Annotated in this window: 11 protein-coding genes and 1 pseudogene; 7 read left to right on the plus strand and 5 right to left on the minus strand. The window is 58.3% G+C overall.

Features of this window, described 5'->3' with window-relative positions; genetic code table 11:
• Window positions 1–15 precede the first annotated feature (15 nt).
• Both NDI86_RS20480 and NDI86_RS20485 read left to right on the plus strand, forming a co-directional pair.
• Window positions 16–504 carry a hypothetical protein gene (locus tag NDI86_RS20480; RefSeq protein WP_310902126.1) on the plus strand — a complete coding sequence of 163 codons (489 nt, stop codon included), beginning with the start codon at window positions 16–18 and terminating at the stop codon, window positions 502–504.
• A complete protein-coding gene (locus NDI86_RS20485) occupies window positions 504–1,559 on the plus strand; it encodes a hypothetical protein (protein WP_310902127.1) in 1,056 nt (351 codons plus the stop codon). The genes NDI86_RS20480 and NDI86_RS20485 overlap by 1 nt, the downstream gene beginning before the upstream one ends.
• A gap of 338 nt (window positions 1,560–1,897) precedes the next feature.
• Here NDI86_RS20485 and NDI86_RS20490 read toward each other — a convergent pair whose 3' ends face one another.
• The 3 genes from NDI86_RS20490 to NDI86_RS20500 are packed head-to-tail and all read right to left on the minus strand — an operon-like array spanning window position 1,898 to window position 8,053.
• The gene (locus NDI86_RS20490; protein WP_310902128.1) at window positions 1,898–5,338 is read right to left on the minus strand and encodes an ATP-dependent helicase; all 3,441 of its coding nucleotides are present in this window, start codon (window positions 5,336–5,338) and stop codon (window positions 1,898–1,900) included.
• Entirely contained in the window at window positions 5,335–6,243 is a 909-nt protein-coding gene (locus NDI86_RS20495; protein WP_310902129.1) for a RecB family exonuclease, read from the minus strand. Before NDI86_RS20495 ends, NDI86_RS20490 begins: the two co-directional genes overlap by 4 nt.
• On the minus strand, window positions 6,236–8,053 hold the full coding sequence (locus NDI86_RS20500) for a PD-(D/E)XK nuclease family protein (protein ID WP_310902130.1): 1,818 nt from the start codon (window positions 8,051–8,053) through the stop codon (window positions 6,236–6,238). Before NDI86_RS20500 ends, NDI86_RS20495 begins: the two co-directional genes overlap by 8 nt.
• A gap of 645 nt (window positions 8,054–8,698) precedes the next feature.
• Between NDI86_RS20500 and NDI86_RS20505 the strand changes: the two genes are divergently transcribed.
• Entirely contained in the window at window positions 8,699–9,619 is a 921-nt protein-coding gene (locus NDI86_RS20505; protein WP_310902131.1) for an ADP-ribosylglycohydrolase family protein, read from the plus strand.
• Between the two features lie 12 nt (window positions 9,620–9,631).
• Here NDI86_RS20505 and NDI86_RS20510 read toward each other — a convergent pair whose 3' ends face one another.
• Both NDI86_RS20510 and NDI86_RS20515 read right to left on the minus strand, forming a co-directional pair.
• Window positions 9,632–18,076 (minus strand): DUF4011 domain-containing protein, encoded by an 8,445-nt coding sequence (locus NDI86_RS20510; protein WP_310902132.1) that lies wholly within the window; start codon window positions 18,074–18,076, stop codon window positions 9,632–9,634.
• A 225-nt stretch (window positions 18,077–18,301) separates the two neighbouring features.
• On the minus strand, window positions 18,302–19,102 hold the full coding sequence (locus tag NDI86_RS20515) for a hypothetical protein (protein ID WP_310902133.1): 801 nt from the start codon (window positions 19,100–19,102) through the stop codon (window positions 18,302–18,304).
• Window positions 19,103–19,480: 378 nt separating this feature from the next.
• Here NDI86_RS20515 and NDI86_RS20520 point away from each other — a divergent pair.
• The 4 genes and pseudogenes from NDI86_RS20520 to NDI86_RS20535 form a co-directional block, all read left to right on the plus strand.
• Window positions 19,481–19,666, plus strand: a pseudogene (locus NDI86_RS20520) (zinc ribbon domain-containing protein); the annotation flags it as partial.
• 107 nt (window positions 19,667–19,773) lie between these two features.
• On the plus strand, window positions 19,774–20,121 hold the full coding sequence (locus tag NDI86_RS20525; protein WP_310902134.1) for a hypothetical protein: 348 nt from the start codon (window positions 19,774–19,776) through the stop codon (window positions 20,119–20,121).
• Between the two features lie 300 nt (window positions 20,122–20,421).
• Entirely contained in the window at window positions 20,422–20,649 is a 228-nt protein-coding gene (locus NDI86_RS20530) for a DUF7557 family protein (protein WP_310902135.1), read from the plus strand.
• Window positions 20,646–21,053 (plus strand): type II toxin-antitoxin system VapC family toxin, encoded by a 408-nt coding sequence (locus NDI86_RS20535; RefSeq protein WP_310902136.1) that lies wholly within the window; start codon window positions 20,646–20,648, stop codon window positions 21,051–21,053. Before NDI86_RS20530 ends, NDI86_RS20535 begins: the two co-directional genes overlap by 4 nt.
• Window positions 21,054–21,056 lie beyond the last annotated feature (3 nt).

The raw sequence follows: 21,056 nt of genomic DNA on the forward strand, positions 1-21,056 counted from the left end.
GACGTGATAGGCACGATGGATAATGTGTGGGTGAGTTCGGGGAGTACGACCGTCGAGGCGATGGTGAATCCAATCGCGGCGGCGTGTGCCGGAGACGGCTTAGACAGCACTTTCGTGCCCGATACCGTGTATTTTCTCGACAACCCGGGACTCGGTGATGCGCTATCGGACACGAAAGTCCTCACCAGGACGCTGCTAGAGCGGTACGGCGTCGAGAGCCCGACCATTAGGACGGGACACGTCGACCACGAGACGGACTTCCAGGGAATTGCAGCGCACTTCCAGGACGCAATCGGGGAGGCACGCGATGCGGCCGCGAACGTCGCTGTGGACGTCACGCCCGGCCGGAAGTTCATGTCCGTCATCGCGTTCAACGCCGGGATGAGATACGACGCCGACCACATCTTCTACTTCTACCTGGAGTCGAGTGACTACTTCAGCCGCATCTACCCTGAGATTCCCCGCACAGCGGCGACACTGTACGACTTCACGGAGATTCTCTGATGCAACTCGCACACGAAGACCTGATGCTCCTGTTGAACGGCCTGTACGAACTCGGTGAGGAGTCGTTCTCGGTCGTTCACCCGGCTGAGGAAATCGGTGAGCTACTCCGTATCGACCTCGGTGACGCTACGGAGAGTACTGTCAGCATCACCACCGGCGCAGTGACGTACGAGGACGCGCTCGACGAGATCGAACGGACATACGGGCGCACGGTTCGGAGGGAACTCCCGAACGAGGCGGCGTACGTCAAAGCAGTCACGGCCAGTCGACTCGTCGATATTCAGAACCGTGAGGAAGTGAACAAAGTGATCAGCCGGTACGGGTACCAAGACTTGCAAGAAGGCCATCCGCCGCGGTACGCTGGCTTCGACACGAATCTCCTGCCGTGGCGGATGCACGAAGTCCTCGGTATCGATCCGGAGCGACACACTACATCGGGTGGGCGAGCACCAGTCAATGGGTACGCCTTGCTTGAAGGCGTTGACACGGAGTTGAGCATCAGCTACCGGTACGGGAAGAACGCGATGCCAGCCACAGCGTTAGCGGACGCGTTCGGCCCGGAGTACGAACGCCTCGCTGGACAGCCCACGGAAGACAACCGCGAGACACGCCTCGGACTGCGGGAATACCGCCGGTTGCGAGAGACCAGGCCGCACGACATCGTCTCGACCGGGACCGGAGACACCGACATCATCGACGGCTGCGCCGAGTACTACGCGGATAAGCCAACCGGCGTGATCCTCTTCTCGAACGACTACGGCTTCGTCGACGAAGCCCGGTCACGAAAGGTTCCAGCCGTCCACGTCGACTTCAGCATCGACTTCCCGCGCCGCGTCACCGGGAAGTGGGACCAGATTGCGACGCTCCTGTACGGACTCGCCGTAATCTTCGGCGTGCTAATCCTCCCGCGAGCGACCCTCTACGGCGTATGGGAAGGCAAGAGCGAACGCAACTGGAAGCGGGAAGAAATCGATATCGATACGCGAAGTGAGAAACTGGCTACGATTCTCGAACGCGATAAACCGATTGTTGAAGCTCACGCTGCTCGGCAATGACACGAAATACAGAATATAAACGCATCAAAAGGTAGAATTCTTGTAGTCACCATGGGTGAAAGTAAGGAAGAGAACAAGGGAATGATTCCCTGTATGGCCTGTGGTGAAAGAAAGAAGTACATCAACACGTCTCATATGAAAGGACACGACTCTGCAGAGCCTCAGACGATAGCTGAGTATCGGGATTGGGTAGCGAATAATTTGACCGGAGTCATCCGGCTATCGATTCGAATCAGTTACTGAAGCCACAGCGCTGGCGGGAGAACGAACATCACTTCGAGGGATGGCGAGACTGGAAATAGCATCGCTGAAGACGGCGCAAACTCACTTTGAGTAGGTTACTCCACTTTCGAGACTGAGGAGGCACACGGCAGTTCGTTGTGGGTACACCACTGGCAGTGCGTATCTGCGACGAACTCGTCGTATGAGAGGTCACTGATAGTCGAGAGCACACCTTCGATTTCTTGCTCGACGCCCTGTAACTCACTCTCGGAGAACGTCTTGGTCTCGGTTTTCGGACCGAGCGGGCCGACGTACGCGTACCCGGCGCTGTGGATTGGTTCGTCGTACAGGTCGCGGCACGCGAGCAAGTACAGTGGCAGTTGCCTGTTGCCTTCGATGTCGCGTTCGCGTTGGGTGGCTTTGTAGTCGATGACGACGAGGTCGTCGTCGGGGGTGCGGTAGACGGCGTCGATGTACCCGACGATTTCCTCGCCATCGATGTCCATAGCGAATTCGCGTTCGGCGTCGACGACGTCCCACTCGCTGAGTTCGAGTGCGAAGTACCGGTCGATACACTTTTTCGCCTCCGGGAGTGCGTCACGGGCCCGTTTCTGGTTGGCGAGTCGCTCGCAGATGTCGTACCAATCGCTCGGTGACGACGCGTGCTCGTCGGCCGCGATTTCTGCCGTGTCGTGGAACAGTATCCCGACGGTTTGCTGTGACGGGCCGGTGTCGTTCTCTGTCCACGCCTCATCGCTTGGCGTGTAATCTCGGAACGCGTTGACGACGTAATCGAGGTAGTGTTGCCGCGGGCACTCGTCGAACGTTTTGAGTGCCGTGTAGCTGTGCCGGATTTCCGGGGCTACGTCTGGTGGCCCGGTGAGTGACTCTATAGCGAGCCGGGACGGCGCAGTCGGGTCGACAGTTCCTGCCGCTAGATTGTCGCCGAGCGTGAGGACCTCCTCCCGTGCGGTCCCGGGGCTAATGGTGGCGCCGTTGTGCGTCACTGTCCCGCCGAGTTCACCGACGACAGTGTCGGCCAGTGATTCGGTCCAGTCTGTGGCTTCTGGCGGGAGACAGCCCTGGATGTCCTGCCAGATGGGGAGGTTGTCGGCATCGGGTTCCCACGGCAGTTCCGGTGTGAGTGTTTCCCGCAGGAGGTCCTCCATCGACTCGTCACTCGCGCCCTCGTCCTCGCTCGACCCGTGCAGGACGAGTACGTCTTCGGCGCGTGTGAGGCCAACGTGGAGGACACGCCGTGTCTCCCGGGCGTCGTTGGCGACGAAGTCCTGTGCGAACGCTGCGTCCGGTCCGTCAGTCAGCGACGCTTCCAGCGCGTCGTACGAACGGCCACGTGGTCCCCACTCGTCGGCCGTCAGTCGCGGCATCAGGACGACCGGGAAGTCCAGTCCCTTGCTCTTATGAATCGTCATGACGTTCACCGCGTCGTCGGCCAACTCAGGCTGGTCCGTCGGTGTTCCACCGTTCTCGGCGAACACCTCGTCGTGGTGTCTGAGTGCTGCCACGAACGCACCGGTCAGTGACGGCTGGACCGCGTCGTCACCGAACTGCTCGATGACGTCCTCTAGCTGGTCGAGGCTTCGGCGGTCCTGTTCGCTGAGGTACCACTCGATGTCGGTCACGTCCTTCATCTCGCGGTAGAGCCGTGCGAGTGATGCGCTATCACGTAGTTCGAGTAAGTGCGAGACGTGGGTCCTGGCGGCTTCGACGCGGTCAGGCTCGTCGAACTCCGAAAGCGGCGCTTCACGTAAAGCTGTGAGGAGTGTCTCGTCGCGCGTGTTGAGGTGGTGCAGGTCGGCGTCACAGAGCCGGTACCGCATCGTCAACACGCGATTCCAGCTGACTTCGTCTTCGGCCGGTCGAGCAAGCGCTTTGAGAAACGCGACGACCGTCCCGACACCGACCGAATCTGTTGCCAAATCGCCGGCTACCTCGTACGGAATCCCGAGGTCCTCGAACCGCTCGACGAGTGGTTCGGCGTGCTTGTGCTTCCGAACGAGTAACGCGATATCACCGGGGTCGTACGCTCTATCGAGTTCATTTGCGGCGCCCGACAGCAGGTTCTGCACGACGGTGACGAGCTGGTCTGCCCGGTCAGCGTCACCTTCGGCTTCCTCGACAGTGACGACGCTATCGCCGTCGTAGTCTGGCTCGTCGACGCGCGTGAGCGTCTTGTCGCTTTTCCGGTCGTCGAGTTCGTCGAGCGCAGCGTTGGCGAGGTCGAGAATCGGTTGTCGGGACCGGAAGTTCTGTTCGAGGGGTTCGTCGGCAAGCGCGTCGCCGAACTCATTGTCGAGTTCGTCAGTGATGTTGGCGACGTTCGCGCCGCGCCACTCGTAGATCGCCTGGTCGTCGTCACCGACGACGAACAGATTCTCGTCGGTGACGAGCGACGTGACGAGGTCGAACTGTAACCGGTCGGTGTCCTGGAACTCGTCGCAGAACACGTAGTCCCACCGGCCCGCGATGTCGTCGACCGCATCAGTTTCTAAGAGCTTGACCGTCTCGACGACCAGGTCGTCGTAATCCAGGAGTCCACGGTCGGCCAGTTCCTGTTCGTACGCGGCGTACCCGGCGACGAGATCACGGGCCTGCAGGCAATCGTCGAGGAAGTCCGCGAGGTACTCGGGAAGTTCGAGCCCGACATCCGGGATACCCTTCGGCGCGCCACTGGCGTACCCGCCGAACAGGTACTTCGGAATCTTGTGCGCGTTCTCCGGTAGGGCACGCTCTCCAGACTCGGCGGCTTCGAACGCTGCGGTGAGGGAGCCACACACCGCGATAGCACCATCGAGGAAGACCGAGATACTTGCCTCGACGCCGTGGTCACCGACATCTTCGCGAGCGTCACGGAGCGCCTCCCTGACCGCCGGGAGCCCGTCGAGTACCGTGGAGACAGACCGGCCGCCGAGATTGTCGCTCGCCGCATCTTCGATGGTCGCAGGAATGGCCGCGAGTTCGTACAGCCGGTCAGCCGAACCGAGGTACGCGCCGATAGCGTCCGGGTCGATGCCGCTTCGTTTCATCGAGCTGATGAACCCGGTAAGCGCGTCCGCCGCACCGCTCCCGTGCGAGTTCGGCCCGTAGACGTTCGGCTTCACACTCCTGTACTCGATTTCGTCGAGCACGTCCAGTGCCACGGCGTACTTCTCAGCGTCCGTTGCCACGTCGAACTCCGGATCGATTCCCGCGGTGTACGCGTAGTCCTGCAGGATAGCGTTACAGATGGAGTGGTACGTGTACGCGTCGATATCGTACCCGGCGGTTCCGAGTTTCTCCTGCAGTTTCTCCTGCATCGAATCGGCCGCGTTGTTCGTAAACGTCAACGCGAGAATCCGGTCCGGGGAGACGCCTTCCTCGTCGATGAGGTGCTCGATTTTCCGAACCATCGTGAACGTCTTCCCGGTCCCTGCCCCGGCTAGAACTCGCATCGGGTACTCGCCCGATCGGATAATCTTCTTTTGCTGGTCCTTCGGGTCAACGTCCTCCTCGATGGTCGGGAGCCACGCCGGCAGGCTGTCCTCGCTGTCGGTCATTGCTGCACCTCCGTGGTGATGTACTCGGGACACATCGACTGGTAATCACAGTCGTCGCAGGCTTCTGCCTGGATGAGGTCAAACGGGCTCGGGGCGAACCGCTCAGTCGTGATTCCTTCGTGCGCGGCCCTAATGAGGTCCCAAATCGTGTCGTCGTACTCCTCGTACGCTTCGGTCGTCTCTCGGGCCCGACCGCTCGCCGTCACGGTGTACCCGTCCGGGGTACTCTGCGTGTCCGTCGAGTGCAACAACCCGTAGAAGCTGAACCGAACGGACATCCCCGATTCGTACAGGGATGAGGCTTTGATTCCCTCTGTGTACGCGGCAGTCTGGAACGCGTTCTTGACGCGTTGGGCTTCGTGGGCGTCTTCGTTCAGGTGGTCTTCGAGGCGGTCAGCACTCCAGGACCCGAGGACACCCCTGACGTTACGCTTGTAGTCGATGAGATGCAGCGTGTCGCCGTCACGAAGCACGTTGTCAGTGTACCCGTGCAGTCCGAGTCCGTCGCGTTCACACTGGATACGTTTCTCCGTCGCCACCGAGTGTTGTGCGTGCTCGATACCGTCACCGGCCTCGGGGTCGAAGAACGATTTGATGCCGGCGAGTGTCTCCCGGCGCTGATACTCCTGGTGGGCGTCCGAGGCGTAATCGTCCGGGTCGATATGTTTCGCCCACGTCTCATCGAACACGTCCATCGCTCGCTCGTAGATGACAGCAGGGTCATCGTCACGGGCCGTGGCATCGCAGACGCGCTCGATAAGCTCGTGGTAGGCTTTCCCCTGATGGAGATACAGTTTCGTCTCGTCCGGCGAGGACACGTACTGGACGTGCTTGTACTCGTACTGTCGCGGGCAGGCGGCGTACGTCGCCAGACGCGTCGGCGAAACAGATACGACGTCAGTCACGACGGACCCTCCCGGCCGCAAAGTCCACACGAGCCTGCAATGCCTCTCGCATCGCCTCACCGCGTTCGCCGCTCTCGTCGAGCAGCCGGTGAATCTCACCGATATCACCCGAGAGGTCGTCGAGCGACACCGTCATGTCGCGGCTCTGCGTTCGCCGCACGTCAGCCAGCGCCCTGTCCACGCGAGACAGGACGAACTCCTCGGCGCGTCGCTCACTGCGAATCTCGTCCTCGGACTGGTCTCGAATCCACGACAGCTTCCGGTACGCGTCAGTGAGGAACCGCGACGGCTGGACTTTCTCGTCGAGCCCGCCGTCCTCGTGGTCGTACAAACAGAAGTACAGCCGCTCCGAGGCTGCGTTCGCTCCGATCGCTAACCGCCGCCGGGACTGTTCGACGTGGTACTGCGTTATCGGTTGACTGGACGCCGTCGAACGCGTCCGGAACGTGGCCTCGACCTCACTCGCCGTCACGTCAGTCACGCCGGGGAAATCAGGCATCTGCAACACGCGTTCCTGTGGGAACAGCCGAGTCAGGAGCGGCTCTCCCGGGTACGCTTGGTCGATAACGTCGGGAATGAACACGGCCCGCCACGACCCGTTTTTCACCGCTTGAACGTGGTCGACACGCACACCGCCGTCCAAATCCGTGGCGCTCGTTCGGGTCTCTGACTCCGCGTGCTCGTGGGCGCGTTCCAGCATCTCCGCGAACACGGGCCAAGACGCGTCGATAAACGCCGTGTCTTCGAGGAACGCCGCCATCGCAAACGCTCTGCGGACGTTCCCGAACTGCGAACGCGCGTCCAACGGCGAGGCCCGCGACGCAATCCGGTCTTTCAACCCTGACGCAGTCGCCCATCGCCGTAACACGTCCGCGATTGTGTCCGCTTCAGCCTGAATCGTCGAGAGTAACGCCCCATCGACGGCGTCACTATCGACGGTGAACGCAGTCGCCGGCTCGGCCTGTACAGCGTAGTATTTCGTGACTTGCAGCAACTCACGGATCGCCGGGTCGTCACCGAATCCCGTGACCGTCGTCGACTCCGTCGGCACACCAGCCTGTGTGAGCGCGTGAATCACGTCTGACACTGCCTCACCACCGTGACCGAGCGCTACCGCGAAGTCGCTGTACTGCCACCCGCGCGTCTCCCGTAGCCGCTCTATTTCACCAGCAATCTCGTCTAACTGCGCGTCTCCGGAATCAGCGTGGAGTACCGTCACATTACCCGCGCCCGGGTCGTCAGGAACCCTTCCGGTAGCCAGGTACTGCGCTGTCGCCTCCGGCCGAGACGACGGCGACGATACCGATTTGCTTTCGCGTGTCGTTCGCGACACGTGCTCTGTTACGGGGGCAGTCTCGACACCCGTCCGACGGACGCTACTGTCTCGCTCACGCACACAGACAAGCTCCAAATCCGCCGTCAACGCCGCCAAGTACCGCCGGTCGAGTGGAAAGAACTCCTCGAACTCGACGGCCAGTACGGCGTCGAAATCGACGACAGCGTCCCTGTCACCGGGTTCCGCCAGGTGCTCCAGCGCTGTCGAGACGAGTTGCCCACGTTCGATATGGTCGTGGTCGGCCAGCCACGCTTGGAACTCATCGATAACCGACTGTACTTCTATGAGTTCAGGCGACTGGTCGAGCTCGGTGTCTTGCCACGTCGCGGTCTCCATGAGCTGTGCGACGTCACCTGCGAACGAATCGAGTTCCGACGCCCGGTCGAGATACGCCGTTTCCCACTCCGTGTCCGCGAGAAACCGGTGAACGAGTTCCCGACGCAACGTATCCGACAGGATTGTCTTGTCAGTCACCGAGTTCACGACATCCGTCGCGTGCACGACCAGCGACGAGACACGCGGGACACCCGCCCCGGGAACCTCATCACGCAGAAGCTCCGCGAACGTCCCCATGCTGGTCGGTGAACCAGTCAACACGAGCACGTTCTCAGGCCCATACTCGTCGCGCACCGCTCGAAACCGATTCCGAACTGCCGACTCCGTCTCGGACTGCCCGAATGGGACTGTAACAAGCTCTCCATCCAATGCTGGTTGCTCACTCATCAATGCACGCTCGCAAAAAAACGCCCGAGTTACCCGACAGACAAACGTCCATACACAGTGTGAGTGAAACTTGATAATTAAATCGTCGGCTACTGAACTATTTTTGATAACTCTAATCCGCACCGCTCACAGGAGAGCCGTTCAGAGCAACTTGCAGATCACCTCTCTAGTTCGTCTTCCGACTCCACAACTGCAGCTTGCAATCTCGCTTCGTCGAGACTCCCGCCAACAGCTTCCGACTGGGTGTCTACCTCAGGGGTTCGAATATCGAGACGAACCGGCTTGAGTGGCAGTGAATATCTAACAAACCAACACCGTTTCTCGACCGGCGGCGACTGATGACCTGTTCCGACACCGGGGTACAAGTTATTGCCAACGAAACGCTGGAGACATCCAATGGTATCTACAGATGCTGCGAAAGGAACGCTTCTCGGCCTGGCCTGCGGGGACGCATTAGGTCGCCCCGTCGAGTTTCGCTCCCCCGAGCAGATTACGGAGCAACACGGCACGCTCACCGACATGGTCGGGCACGGCACGCACGGTCAACCCGCTGGCACCGTCACCGACGACACTGACTTAGCGCTCTGTATCGCTCGGAGTCTCGTCGAGCAAGCCGCGTTCGACGGACAGGACATCGCCGACCGATTCGCAGCCTGGTACGACGGCGGACCGTTCGATATCGGCCTCATGACTGCCGACGCCATCAGCGAATACCAGTCCGGCACGTCGTGGCGCGACGCCGGGCGCGAAGTCTGGCAACGCCGCCCCGAAGGGTCGAACGCCGGGAACGGTAGCATCATGCGGTGCGCTCCACACGCGATCGCCTTCGCCGACAGCCTGGACTCACTCGACCGCGTTAGCAAGCAGTCTTCTGCGATCACGCATCACGACACGCGGTGCCAGTACGGGTGTGTACTCCTCAACCACATCATTGCCGGATATCTCGACGGTGACGACGAGCCGGTGACTGACGCGGTCGCACGTATCGACGGTGATGCACCGGACGAACTCGTCGAAACGATTCGGCTCGTGCCCGACATCGTCAACGAGACGCAGTTAGAGAACACCGGGTATGTCGTCCACACGCTTCAGACGTCGCTGTTCGATGCGGTCACAGCGGACACTGCGGAGGAAGCGATCATCGCGTCGGTGAATCGTGGTGGCGACACGGACACGCTCGGCGCCGTTACGGGCGCGATAGCCGGAGCGCGCTTCGGAGCCGACGCACTTCCCGACCGGTGGCTTGACACACTGGAATACCGTGATGAACTGGCTCTACTTGGAACAGCGCTTGCGACGACGGAGATTACGACGTAGCGTTCAGAGACATCACGTGTAGATCCGACGGAGCAATTCCTCATCCACATTCACACCGCTTTTCAGTTCATATTTACCTTCAGCATTTTCCCTCACTGCGCCGATCTGTTCAAGAATTCGAACCCCATCCGATAGCCGTTCCTGAATTCGTGGTCCACGTCGCTGGTACCCAATCAGGCGAGTCGTCTCCAATATCAAATCGTCTTTGGTCATGAGTCCTCCCTCGTCGAGAATAATGGTCATGGCTTTTGCGATCTCTTCTTTCGGAATCTCGTCGACAGACCGAGAGTCAGTATCAGTGTTCACTCTGACCGAGAAGTCCAGTTCAGCTTTCTTCGGCCACAGGAACTCGCCTCTCTGATACACCTTCTTTTGTTGTTTGAGCTCTTCGAGACGACTGTTGAAGATACGCTGGACCTTTTTTCCTGCGCGTGATTGGGCCCACACATCGAGGCACGTTTGCATTGCGGTATCATGCTTTATCGGGCCGTTATTTTTAATCGTATCTTGAATCGAATTCAGCTCTGCCTTGTTCGGTCTGGTCTTACTCATCGAATAGCGAACACTGTTTTTCAGTTCGAACCCGTCGAATTTTCGCACTCCTGGATGAGCGAACTTGGTACTGCTTGCGACGGCCTCTGGCTCATAAGTTCGCACATCTTCCTCAGACCTCGGCTCGACACCATCCGTTATCAGCGTGTCAACACGGTCGGTTATGTTCTCGATTTCTCGGTTCCGGTTCGACGCCCAATCTGGCGACCAGATTCGATGGATCGTCCACCCGAGGCTCTCCAGCACCGTCTGGCGCGTCCGGTCTCGGTCTCTCGCTGTCTTTGAAGAGTGGTAGGCTGCTCCGTCACATTCGATGCCGAGGACGAACTTTCCGGGCTGGTCCGGATGCTTGATCGCCAAATCGATACTGTAACTGGAGCTCTGTACCTGTGAGACCACGTCGTGTCCCTCGGCCTCCAGCGCGGTGTACACTGCCTCTTCGAATCTGGAATCGAAATCGAGTGTCTGTGTGACTCTATCGTTCCGTTCGAGTGCCCGCTTCCCCTTCTTCGCGTATTGGAGGTAGTTTTTGAAATGCTGCGCACCCGTACTCTGTGACCCCGAGAGATCGATATCACCTGGTTGCATCGAACAGACCACGGTGACCTTCTCTTTGGCCCGTGTCACTGCCACGTTGAGTCTTCGCTCCCCCCCGGATTTGTTAATCGGGCCGAAGTTCGTCGATATCGTCCCGTCTTCTGCCGGGCCGTACCCCACACTGAATATCATCCGGTCTCGTTCGTCGCCCTGCACCATCTCCAGGTTCTTGATGAAGAACTCGTCTAACACGTTGTCTTGACTGACGAAGGCGTCGAGGACGCTACTCTCTTTGCGTCGTACTTCGAGCTCGTCCCGAATCGCCTGCTCCTGTGCGTTACTGAACGCGACTACACCGAGGCTCTTATCGCTGTGATTCGCCGCGTGTTCCTCGATTAAGTCGATTACTCGCTGTGCTTCGATTTCGTTCTGCCGTGACCCGCCTCGGTCGTACACTCCATCTTCGACGTACTCGAAGGACACACCGGTTTCAACGTCCGGGTCGTTCTCCGGGAACGTCCGCAGACTGTTGTTGTAGTAGTGGTAGTTGGAGAACTCGATGAGTTCGTCCGTTTTACTCCGGTAGTGCCAGCGCAGGTGCTTTTCCGGTAACACTGACGCCGTTTCTTCGAGGATACTGTCGAGGTCCTCACGCACGTCTTCCGTCGTCTCCACATCCGACTGGAAGAACGACGTCGGCGGGAGCTGTTTCGTGTCGCCAGCGATAATCGCCTGGTCGGCCCGAATCAGGCTACTGACCGCATCCTGTGGCAGTATCTGTGATGCCTCGTCAAACACCACCGCATCGAAGTCGATGGACCCCGTCTTCAGGTACTGCGCCACTGAGAGCGGACTCATCATGAAACACGGCGTGAGCCGCGTAATGAAGGACCCGGCCTCCTCGAACAGTTCGCGGAGTGGTTTGTGACGCCGCTGTTTTTCCGCTTCCCGTCGGACCATGACTTGCTCCGAGCTCGAAGCGTGTTCCAAACTCAGCGACGGCCGCTGTTGCGTGACTCTGTGTTGAATCTCGATTTTAGCTAACTCCTGTTGTTCCCGATCCAGTTGTCGGAAATCTTCGAGATACCGCTCCATCTCGTCCGAATTGAACGACCCGAGGTCGGTGTGCTCGTAAACGGCATTGAGCCACTTCGTGTAGAACCGCTTTTTGAACGCTGCCACGAGGAATTCGGCATCGTACGCAGACTCCAGGAAGCGATTGACATACTCCCCACAGACTGTAGTGCGGACGTCATCGAGTTGCGCTTCGAACTGGACCCGTCGCTGTAACTGCGGTACAGCACGTTCCAGTTCCTCTAACTTCTCAGCGAACTCTGACAGGGGGGCTTCTTGAAGCGGCTTCCCATTGACCGACATCTGCTCAACCGCCATCGAGTCATCGAGGAACGATGCTGCCCGCTCGTACTGGTCGAGGAGCTCCTCGGTACGGGTACGCAGCGGGCTGATGTCTTGCAGCCCGCTCGCCAAGAGCCGATTGGTGATCGGAGCAGTGTGCCGCTGATCGAATTCGTCGAGCTCCGCGACCCATTCACGGACGCCAGCCAACGTCTCCCAATCGGTATCACTGCCTTCGTAGAGTGGCCCGAGCCGCTCGATGACGCCCTGGTAATCGTCACGGAGTTCCTCGATTCGCTGCACTTGGGATAGCATACGCGTATCTTCGAGTAACTGGTCGTGCCCCGGTTCGTACCCCTCTCGCACGTGTGCTGTGACTTTCCGCTTCAGCGACCGGTAACTCGGCTTCAGAATTTTCAACATCCCGTAGGCCGCAAGTTCGTTGTTGAGTTGTGCCCCGTTCGACGAGAAGAAACTCCGCTCATAGCTCTCAGAGAGCGCTTGCATCAGTTCGTCTCGTTCCTGTTCGAGCGCCGCCAGCTCGTCTAACCGACTGCCTTCTTGAGCGAACGATTCGTCGAAAAACGCCTCTCGCCACGAAATCGACGGTCGCGCCGAAAGATGCCCCAAGAGGGCTCGAATACGGCGGAAATCCGAGAGCGACTCGGGCCGGATGTCCAGTGTCGACTCCAGCTCCGCAGCTAGCTGCTGTATCTCGTCCAGCGTGGCCATCTGTTGGTCCAGCGACCGACGCATGGAATCCGCCGTATCGACACCCCAACTCGACAGCGTCGTATGCCGCCACGGACTCGTATCGTACGTGTCAATCTCGGATTCGAACCGGGCGAGTGTTTCCAGTTCGTCGATGCCCGTCGACAGCGCGTCTTGCCCGATACGCACTGGCTGATCGAGTCCCACGCTCACCCGCGGAGCGTCCATGTGCTCACTCACAATCCCGAACGCTTGGTACGCACTGAGGTCCCACCCGTCCGGCGAATAGAACAGCTCATCCCCGTACGCGTTGATCGTATCCCTGCGCTCACGGAGTTTCCGCAGTCGCTGCACACGGTTGTCTGCCGATTTGACCTGCCCGGCTTTCAGTTCGGTCTCAAGCGCCCCGAGCACGTCATTGTGGTTCGCCCGTTCGCCGTGTACTTCGAGACAGAACCGGCCGATACCGACATCTTCGAGCCGATTTTTCACCACGTCCAGCGCAGCTTGCTTTTCGCTGACAAACAGTACGCGCTCGCCGTCGGCGAGTTTCTCTGCGATGATGTTCGCAATCGTCTGACTCTTCCCGGTTCCGGGTGGCCCTTGGAGCACGAAGCTCTTGCCGCGCTTCGCAGCCTCTATCGCCTCTTGCTGACTCGAATCGGCGTCCAGTACTTGATACGTATCGACTGGGTCAACAGCGTCGTCCAATTCGTCCGCCGACGGCGTCTCGATATCGCCCTCTGCCTCCCGTATTGGCCCCATGTCGCCGTTGAGCGCCCGAACAATCGGGTTGCTCTTGATTGCAGGACGGTTCCGCTCAAGATCGGAGTACAGACTGAATTTGGTGAAATCGAAGATCCCCAAGACGACATCCGATTGGATGGTCCAGCGGTCGAATCCACGCACCGCTTGATACACTGATTCGAAGGCGGCGTCGATCTCGTCGAGCGACAACGCCGTATCTGCTGGCAGCCGTATGTCACGCTCTGCAGCGAGCTTTTTCCGTAGTGCCGGATTCAGCCGTAGCTCTTCAGCTTTCGCTTCCAGCCTGTAGTTATGCCGGTCCGCATCGTTTTGTGTGTCTTCGACTAGTTCGACTGGTGCCAGGAACAGTGGGGACCTGTCAGCGGCGTCACTGTGCTCGGCCTCGTACCACCGCAGCATCCCCAAAGACAAATACAGCGTATCGACACCTCGCTCCCGGAGGTACTGCTTGTTGTTCCGCCCGATATTGTGCAACGACTTTTCAGCCTCATCGGCGAGCCGGGTCGGAATTAGCTCGTTCCGATTGATATCTGTGATCGCTTCGAGCGAGACTGCTTGGCCCTCGTTGTCCTCATCTTCCGGGCGCTTCCTGATGTACAGATCCTCGTTCGCTTCGAGTTCACCAGCGACCGTTATTGGGTCCGCACCGTCGAAGGGGAGCGACTTCGTCTTCGTCGGTTTAAACGCGATGAGCGTGTTCCGCCGGGTCAAATCCAGGAGCTGCGACTTCCACTCGTCGATTTTCTTGTCCAGCGCATCGCTATCCGCATCTGCGCTGTCTTGCAATTCGATGTCTTCGTCGCTGTATTCAGTAATCGCATCGACAGCCTGATTCCAGAAAATCGCTTCCTCTAGCCCACCTGCCTGGCGAGGTGGAGTCTCCGGCTCATCCGGGCTATCATCGTCTTCCGGCGGTTCGGTCTTCTCACCACCAGACGGTTCATCTCCTTCTCCACTGTCTCCTCCGTCACTCGGTGGTTTCTGCCGTTTGGGCGGGGCAGCAGCAGGCTTGACCGGGAACTCCTCGAGTAGAAGCTTGGCTTCCTCTAACTGTTTTTCAGACTCAATCCCTATCGGTAGCGGAGTGTTCGTTTTGGGCGATACTGGGATATAGATCTCTTCGTTGGAGTTGATTATTCGCTGTTTCACCAGGCCCTGCTTATCATCACCAGTCAGCTCCGCGGACGGGATACACGTGTACTCGGTCACTGTGTCTCCGTTGCCGAACGCGTCACGGTACGCTGACATCGTCATCGGGTTCCGGTTCCGCTGCTGTGAACCGTAATTTGGCCCCTCTCCAAGCCCATCCCCGAACACGATGTCGTTGATTGTTTCGTACCACTGGCTCATCGGAGTGTCTCGGTCAGGCTCGTACGTGGTCTGGTCGGACTCGATAATGCGGCCGAGCAATGAGTCGAAGGTCCGGAGGATTTCGTAGTACTCTGCCAGTTGGTTCGCTACGACTCCGTCCCTCTCAACGTTCTCAGTACTATCAGCGCCCGGTTCATGTGCTTGACCCATTGTGAGCTTCACTTCCCCATCCGACACAGCGAACGATTCCGCGACGACCGGCGCGACAGTCTCGGCATGAGCGAGAATCGGGTTGGTCGACGGTTGCTCGACGGTCCCATCGTCAAGGTGGGCTCCAACAATCTCTCCAATGGTTGTCTGCATCTGCTCAATCAGCATTTCGACCTTCGATTCGAGCGTTCGAGCAGGAGTCCTGTCGGACGGTGTCTTTAGATTCCCTGCATCATACACTTCGATGAGTTCTTCAATTCGAGTGAATCCGTGCAGTACAGCATCTTCGGCCTGCTCCTGTGCGGGCTCGGGCGCTCCTGTTCCCGCGAAATATGCGGTCAGTGTCTCGTATCCTGCCTCGCTCCCTCCCGAGGTTTCCCCGGTACTGCCGCCACCGGTTAATCCATCGGGGGCTACGCGTGCGACCCCTGCCGCTGCCCGCGCGTCGTCAATGGAATCGAAATAGTTGTAGACTGCTCCAGCGCTGAACGATGCGCCCTCATTGATGTCGTTAACACTCGGCGGATGACCGAGTTCGGCACCGAGTTCCCGCAATCCGTCGATGACTTCTTGACGTGAGTATTTCCGCTGTGTTGCTCCGTGCGGTTCGAAACCAGCCGCCCGAATCCCGGCCGACCACGTCCCGAACTCCTCTTCGTACTCTGTGACCGTGTACTCGCCATCGTTTCGCATATCGGCTTTCGTCGGGGTCTCGTCCAGGGCCGCGGCTAATCGCTGCACTTCCAGAATCAGTTCCGAACGGGAGGCAGCATTCGTATCCGAACCCGTTTGTAAGTCGTCTGCAGACGGTCCAGTCACATCCACCTGCAGGTCCTCAGCTTTGCTGTGTTCCCACGCATACTCCTCCCACGCGCCTAGAATAACATCTGTGTCGTCAGAGTTGGCCTCGATGGCTTCAAGCAGTGCCTCGAGATCTTCCCGCGTAATTGTCTCGCTGTCCCACTCGTATTCCCCATCCGCATCGAGCGAGCGAATTTGCGACGCGCCTTCCTGCAGTAGCGTCGCAAAAACGTCCTTATCTAAGGCTGCGGCCGTCGAAAAGCCGGGCAGCTTATCGAATCTACCGCCCAACCCGCAGAATCCTGCCGCTTGTTCTATGATCCGTTTCCCATCCTCTCGCGGGACAGCAGCATCGATCGTCGGCGGAGCACCGACGACGTTGTAGAACATCGCGTGTTTCGGCGTATCCACCGGATTCCGGAGGACGCGACCGATTCGCTGGACGAGTTCCGGATTCACTCCCCCCGTCGCCATGTTTATCGCAACCGACGCCTGCTGCATATCGACGCCCTCACCGAGCAAATCACCGGTTCCGAGCAACACACCCGCGTTCTCGGACGCATCGAACGCATCAATGGTGTCCCGCAGATCGCCACGGCTCTGTGACTGCGAGACGACATGGATCGACACCGCATCCGGCACCAGTTCATCGAACCGCGATTCTAACTCTTCGACTTGCGCGTTGCTGTCAGCAAGAACCACGACCTTCTCAGTCGTACACTGCTCCATTACTAAATCGACGACTGCATCCAGTACCGGAGAGAGATTCCACTGTTTCGTACGCCGTGAGAACAACCGCGTCACCAACTCCCGGAACTCCTTGTTCTGCTGTTTTAGCTCACTGCCCTCAGTTGTATGCGAGAACCGCCGCAAATCTTCATACGTTTTGAGACGACGGTCTGTCTCGAGCACGATTTCACCGCTGTGTCTCTTCTGTTGGAACGCGCTGAACGACTGTTCGGCCCGTGCCGATGCTTTTGACAGTTCGTCGCCGACGACATCGTACGGCGCGTACTGGACTTCCCAATCGAACGACGGGATAACGCCGTCAGCTTTCGCATCCGTAATCGTGTAGCGCTTGACTTCTCCCCCGAGGCTGTTCGATAGTCGATTCTTGATGCGCTCACTGTCACTACCAGCGTCGTCGACAGACCCCGACATCGCCAGCACCGAACCGTCGAACTCGTCCAGCAACGCCCCCCACTCGCTCCCCGTCGCGTAGTGGTGCGCTTCGTCGAGTAACACGAGCGCATACGCCACGCGGTTCTCGTTCACTAGCGTCTGCGGTGTGCGAAAGTGTACTGTTCCCCATTCCAGTGCGATATCTTCTGCCCCGGCAGTCCGCTCTCGCGGAATGTTGAGATGCCTGTCAAACTCTCGCCGCCACTGCTCTAGGATCAGATCGCTGTGAGCGACAATCAGCACATCTTCTCTGCCGTGGGAACCCGAAACGGTGTCCGCAGACAGTATATCTTGGTCGTCCGGATGAAGTTCACCGTACCGGAGCGCGATTGTAGCCAGCCCGAGGACTGTCTTTCCGGTTGCCGTCGCCATATCGACGTAGCCCCGACCGCCGTTGTCACACCACTGCTGGAGAGCCTCGCGTTGGTGCTCCCACAGCGGCGTCATCATCTGCGGTTCGTCCATCAACGCAAAGAGACCCTTCGAGACGCCTTCTTCGAACCCCTGTAGAATGACATCGACGTTCGATGCCACTGACTCGTTTTTGAACAGTTGCGCAGCAATATCCGTGACTGTACCACCGGTAATATCAAGCGTCGTGTTCAATTCTTTCCCGGCATGCCGCGTAAGCAATTTCTCGATGATTGCCTCTGTCGCTTCCCGCACATCATCGACACCGAAGTCCGAAGACGTTAGCTCGTAGCTCAGTTCGTTCAACTGGTACGCCAACAGCCCGAGTTTCTCATCACTGACCTGATTCCTGAGCACTGACGGCAAATCCGCATACCGGCCCGCTGTCTTCTCTAACCCCCGTCGATAATACCCCCCAACTTCCTCCCCGAAGTTATTCTTTGAAAGGTCAAACTCGCCGATCTGAATCCCTGCAGAGATGTCTTTCGCTGTCTCATCAATGTACGGCGACCACTCTGTCTTCGGGCGCTTCACTAAGAATGCGTCGTAGTACCCTTCGCCCGCTGACTGGATGCCACGTGTTAGGTCATCAGCTAGATCGTCAATATCACGAACCATGTTGAAGCTTGAGTGATACGCTCCTGGTAACATATCCCATGAGCGCATATGTACTTTACTTTGACAGCAGAAACGACATGCAGCTATCAATTCGACGACGCTGAAACTGAATAAAATATACCCGCTACGTCAGCGACAATCCGGAGCCAAGTGGCAATACAGACTCGTTCTATAGCACATTTCTAATCATAAATGCTTGTTCACTGGCCTGTACGGCTATACCGACTAACTCTCCGCCGAAGAGACGAGTCGGTACGCAGTCGCATCATCAACGTCCCACACGGCTTGCTCAGTGGATTCCTCGTTGACCTCGTAGTACGACAGCACGTACACCTCTGCGTACTTGTCCAGGATTTCCCTGTCAATCCGATACTCGCGCTCCTCGCTGAACTTCAGGTCAGCACCGTCTTCGGATCGGATGAACGTCGAGGAGACCGTGATTCCAGGGTGCTCGGTCGGCTCGAACTCGACGGCTTCTGGAATCCCGTCCTCATTCTCCTCGGGGTCTGGCCGGTCCAAGTGCCGCCCGGTCGTGTCACGATAAAACAACTCGACGATGTGGCCTTCACTGCGTTGGGACCTCATGTGGGGTTGCTCCGGGTCTTCCTGCCAGACTCGTCGATTCACTGCATGGTGGAATTCGGCTGGCTCCTCTCCGAGAGGCTGTTCCTCGATAGTAAAGCGCTTCTCGACCGGGTCGAAGTCCTCTGGTGGCCCACGAGCCTGTTCGATGACGATATCGGTAGGCGTCTGCGTCAGGGAGAACTGCCACGGCGTCGACTCGTCACCGCGATGCGTCTCGATTTCGAGGGGTTCCTGACTCGGTTCCGTCGCCGGTGCGACGTGTCCGTCAGCAGCGCACAAATCGCCCGCTGCAACGAGGGAAGTTAACTCCTCTCGCACCGCATCTCCATCGTACCCGGCCGATCGACACTGCCTGATGACTATATCTTCCGGAATCATTCCGCTACTGTCCTGCAACGCAGCGAACAGTGTCTGATAAATGTGATTACGAACTGATCCCATGCGAAGAAAAGGCGATTTACTGGTAAAAGTGTTTGCGGGCCCTTGCCGGTCCAGCAAGTTGCTGTTGCTCTAGATGAATCCTCGTGCTCGGGGTCAGAGTCCGGCACAGTTTCAACTGAAGCGGTAGCGCGGAGTCCCCTTCTGCTCACGGCTTCGCCGTTCGCATGGTCAGCGGAACCTTCGGTTCCGCACTATCCTCAAGGAGCGACCGAAGGAAGAGTAGGGAGGGGAGGAGCGCGTTCGTATAGATTGCAGAAACTGATTCATAAGTAGCCACAATACTACATTGAAACTGTGGCAGCCGACTACGTGCGTCGGACAGCAATCACCCGCCTGTCGGTAGATGGTGAGCAACGCGAGCTGCTTGGGGAAACCATCTCTGAGAACATCGGCATGCAGTACGTCCGCCGAGGCCAACAGTCGTCTCGGCGGACGGGCAACAGTCAACTTGCCCTGAAGTCTGGAACGGTGACACCGAGTGGCGGATTTACCGCCCACCCGGACGGGTTCGAGGTCGAGGACACGGACAAGCCCCACCCTCAACGAGCGAAGTCCTCAGACTGAGCGAAGTAGGGCGGGGTAGTTGACACAGCAACTACGGCATCTGGACGAAATCATTCGAATGAGATACAGAGAGCCTATTTACCACAGCTCGGACTATCTACTCTGGAATGACTGTCCTCCACAGTCTCGAGAAACGGGTCCGGCCGGTGGCGCTACTGGTCATGTTGATACTCACCGGGGTAGCCACCTACTTCGAGTTCGTCTATTACGGACCTCCGACGCTGTATTCTGTCGGCCTCTGGATAATCGTCGTTCCGATGCTGTTGGCGTCGACGGTGCGGGGTCTTCGAAGCCATCCCCTGTATCAGCCACTCCTCTACGGTGGGTTCATCGCAATCGGCGCGCTGCAGTACATAGACGGTGAGTGGGTCCTGCTCGCTGGGGTGTTCGTCCTCGGCGGAACTGTCGGTCTAGCCATCGAACTGCGTGACTGGCTGAACGTTGCCAACGAGTGAGTGAAACAAGCGAACGCGGCACACAATCGAAATCCAGTGCTTCCGGGCCCGCACCGATCTCTCTGCACACTCACACGCGGATTGAGTAACAGTATGCGCTCAACAGACGCTAAGACGAGGAGGATTTCCAGTACCGAGTTGTTCGAAGGAGTTGGTGGTCAGGCTTCTCGCCGAATGCTCAAGCAAGCCGTGCAACGATAAGTACAGATAATGTACTGATCGAATCGCAGTTTTCGACAAGTCGGTGCTGCTGAGGCTGGTGGCGAAATCACTAACCCACTCGAATACGTTGTATTCGATATGAGCTCATCAATCCGAATCTCCGATGAAACAAAAGCGAAGCTGGAAGCGGTCAAACGTGAAGATGAAACGTTCGACGAGCTGCTGGACCGACTCGCAATCACTCGGACTGCAGAAGACGTTCGGGACATGGCTGGATTCGCTGAGGAGGGCATCGAAGACCACATGAAACAGAAACGTGAGGACCTCAATGACTCGTTTGAGGCCCGGACAACGGGCTCGGAATGATTCTCCTCGATAATAACATCATCCGAAAGTACGCCCGCTCGGACCCGGATGAAGCTGTTATCAACTATCTGTCGGAACACCGAACTGAACCGTGGGGTATCTCAGCACTCGTCCTCTTCGAATTTCTGTCCTACTACGACACGCAGTCAAAACAGCGCACGCGGCGAAGCCAGTTGACACAGGCTGTAGACAACGTGCTCGGCTTCGATGGTGATACTGCTGCCGAGGCGGCCAGCATGGAGACATCGCTCGAAGCCGCCGGTGTCTCACTCGACGCTGTTGATCTGCTCATAGCCGCGACAGCGCGTCAACACCAAGCGACGTTCGTGACGGCCGATAAGAACGATTTCGACAAGCCACCATTACACGAACTCATGGACATCGACATTGTTGACGCTTCCTAACTC

Source organism: Haloarcula onubensis, assembly GCF_031624605.1.
Taxonomy (GTDB): Archaea; Halobacteriota; Halobacteria; order Halobacteriales; family Haloarculaceae; genus Haloarcula; species Haloarcula onubensis.

Excerpts from the sequence above, each read along its gene's own strand:
- NDI86_RS20480 (WP_310902126.1), top strand. The coding sequence starts at position 16 with ATGGATAATGTGTGGGTGAGTTCGGGGAGTACGACCGTCGAGGCGATG.
- NDI86_RS20485 (WP_310902127.1), top strand. The coding sequence starts at position 504 with ATGCAACTCGCACACGAAGACCTGATGCTCCTGTTGAACGGCCTGTAC.
- NDI86_RS20490 (WP_310902128.1), bottom strand. The coding sequence starts at position 5,338 with ATGACCGACAGCGAGGACAGCCTGCCGGCGTGGCTCCCGACCATCGAG.
- NDI86_RS20505 (WP_310902131.1), top strand. The coding sequence starts at position 8,699 with ATGGTATCTACAGATGCTGCGAAAGGAACGCTTCTCGGCCTGGCCTGC.
- NDI86_RS20510 (WP_310902132.1), bottom strand. The coding sequence starts at position 18,076 with ATGGTTCGTGATATTGACGATCTAGCTGATGACCTAACACGTGGCATC.
- NDI86_RS20515 (WP_310902133.1), bottom strand. The coding sequence starts at position 19,102 with ATGGGATCAGTTCGTAATCACATTTATCAGACACTGTTCGCTGCGTTG.
- NDI86_RS20525 (WP_310902134.1), top strand. The coding sequence starts at position 19,774 with ATGACTGTCCTCCACAGTCTCGAGAAACGGGTCCGGCCGGTGGCGCTA.
- NDI86_RS20530 (WP_310902135.1), top strand. The coding sequence starts at position 20,422 with ATGAGCTCATCAATCCGAATCTCCGATGAAACAAAAGCGAAGCTGGAA.
- NDI86_RS20535 (WP_310902136.1), top strand. The coding sequence starts at position 20,646 with ATGATTCTCCTCGATAATAACATCATCCGAAAGTACGCCCGCTCGGAC.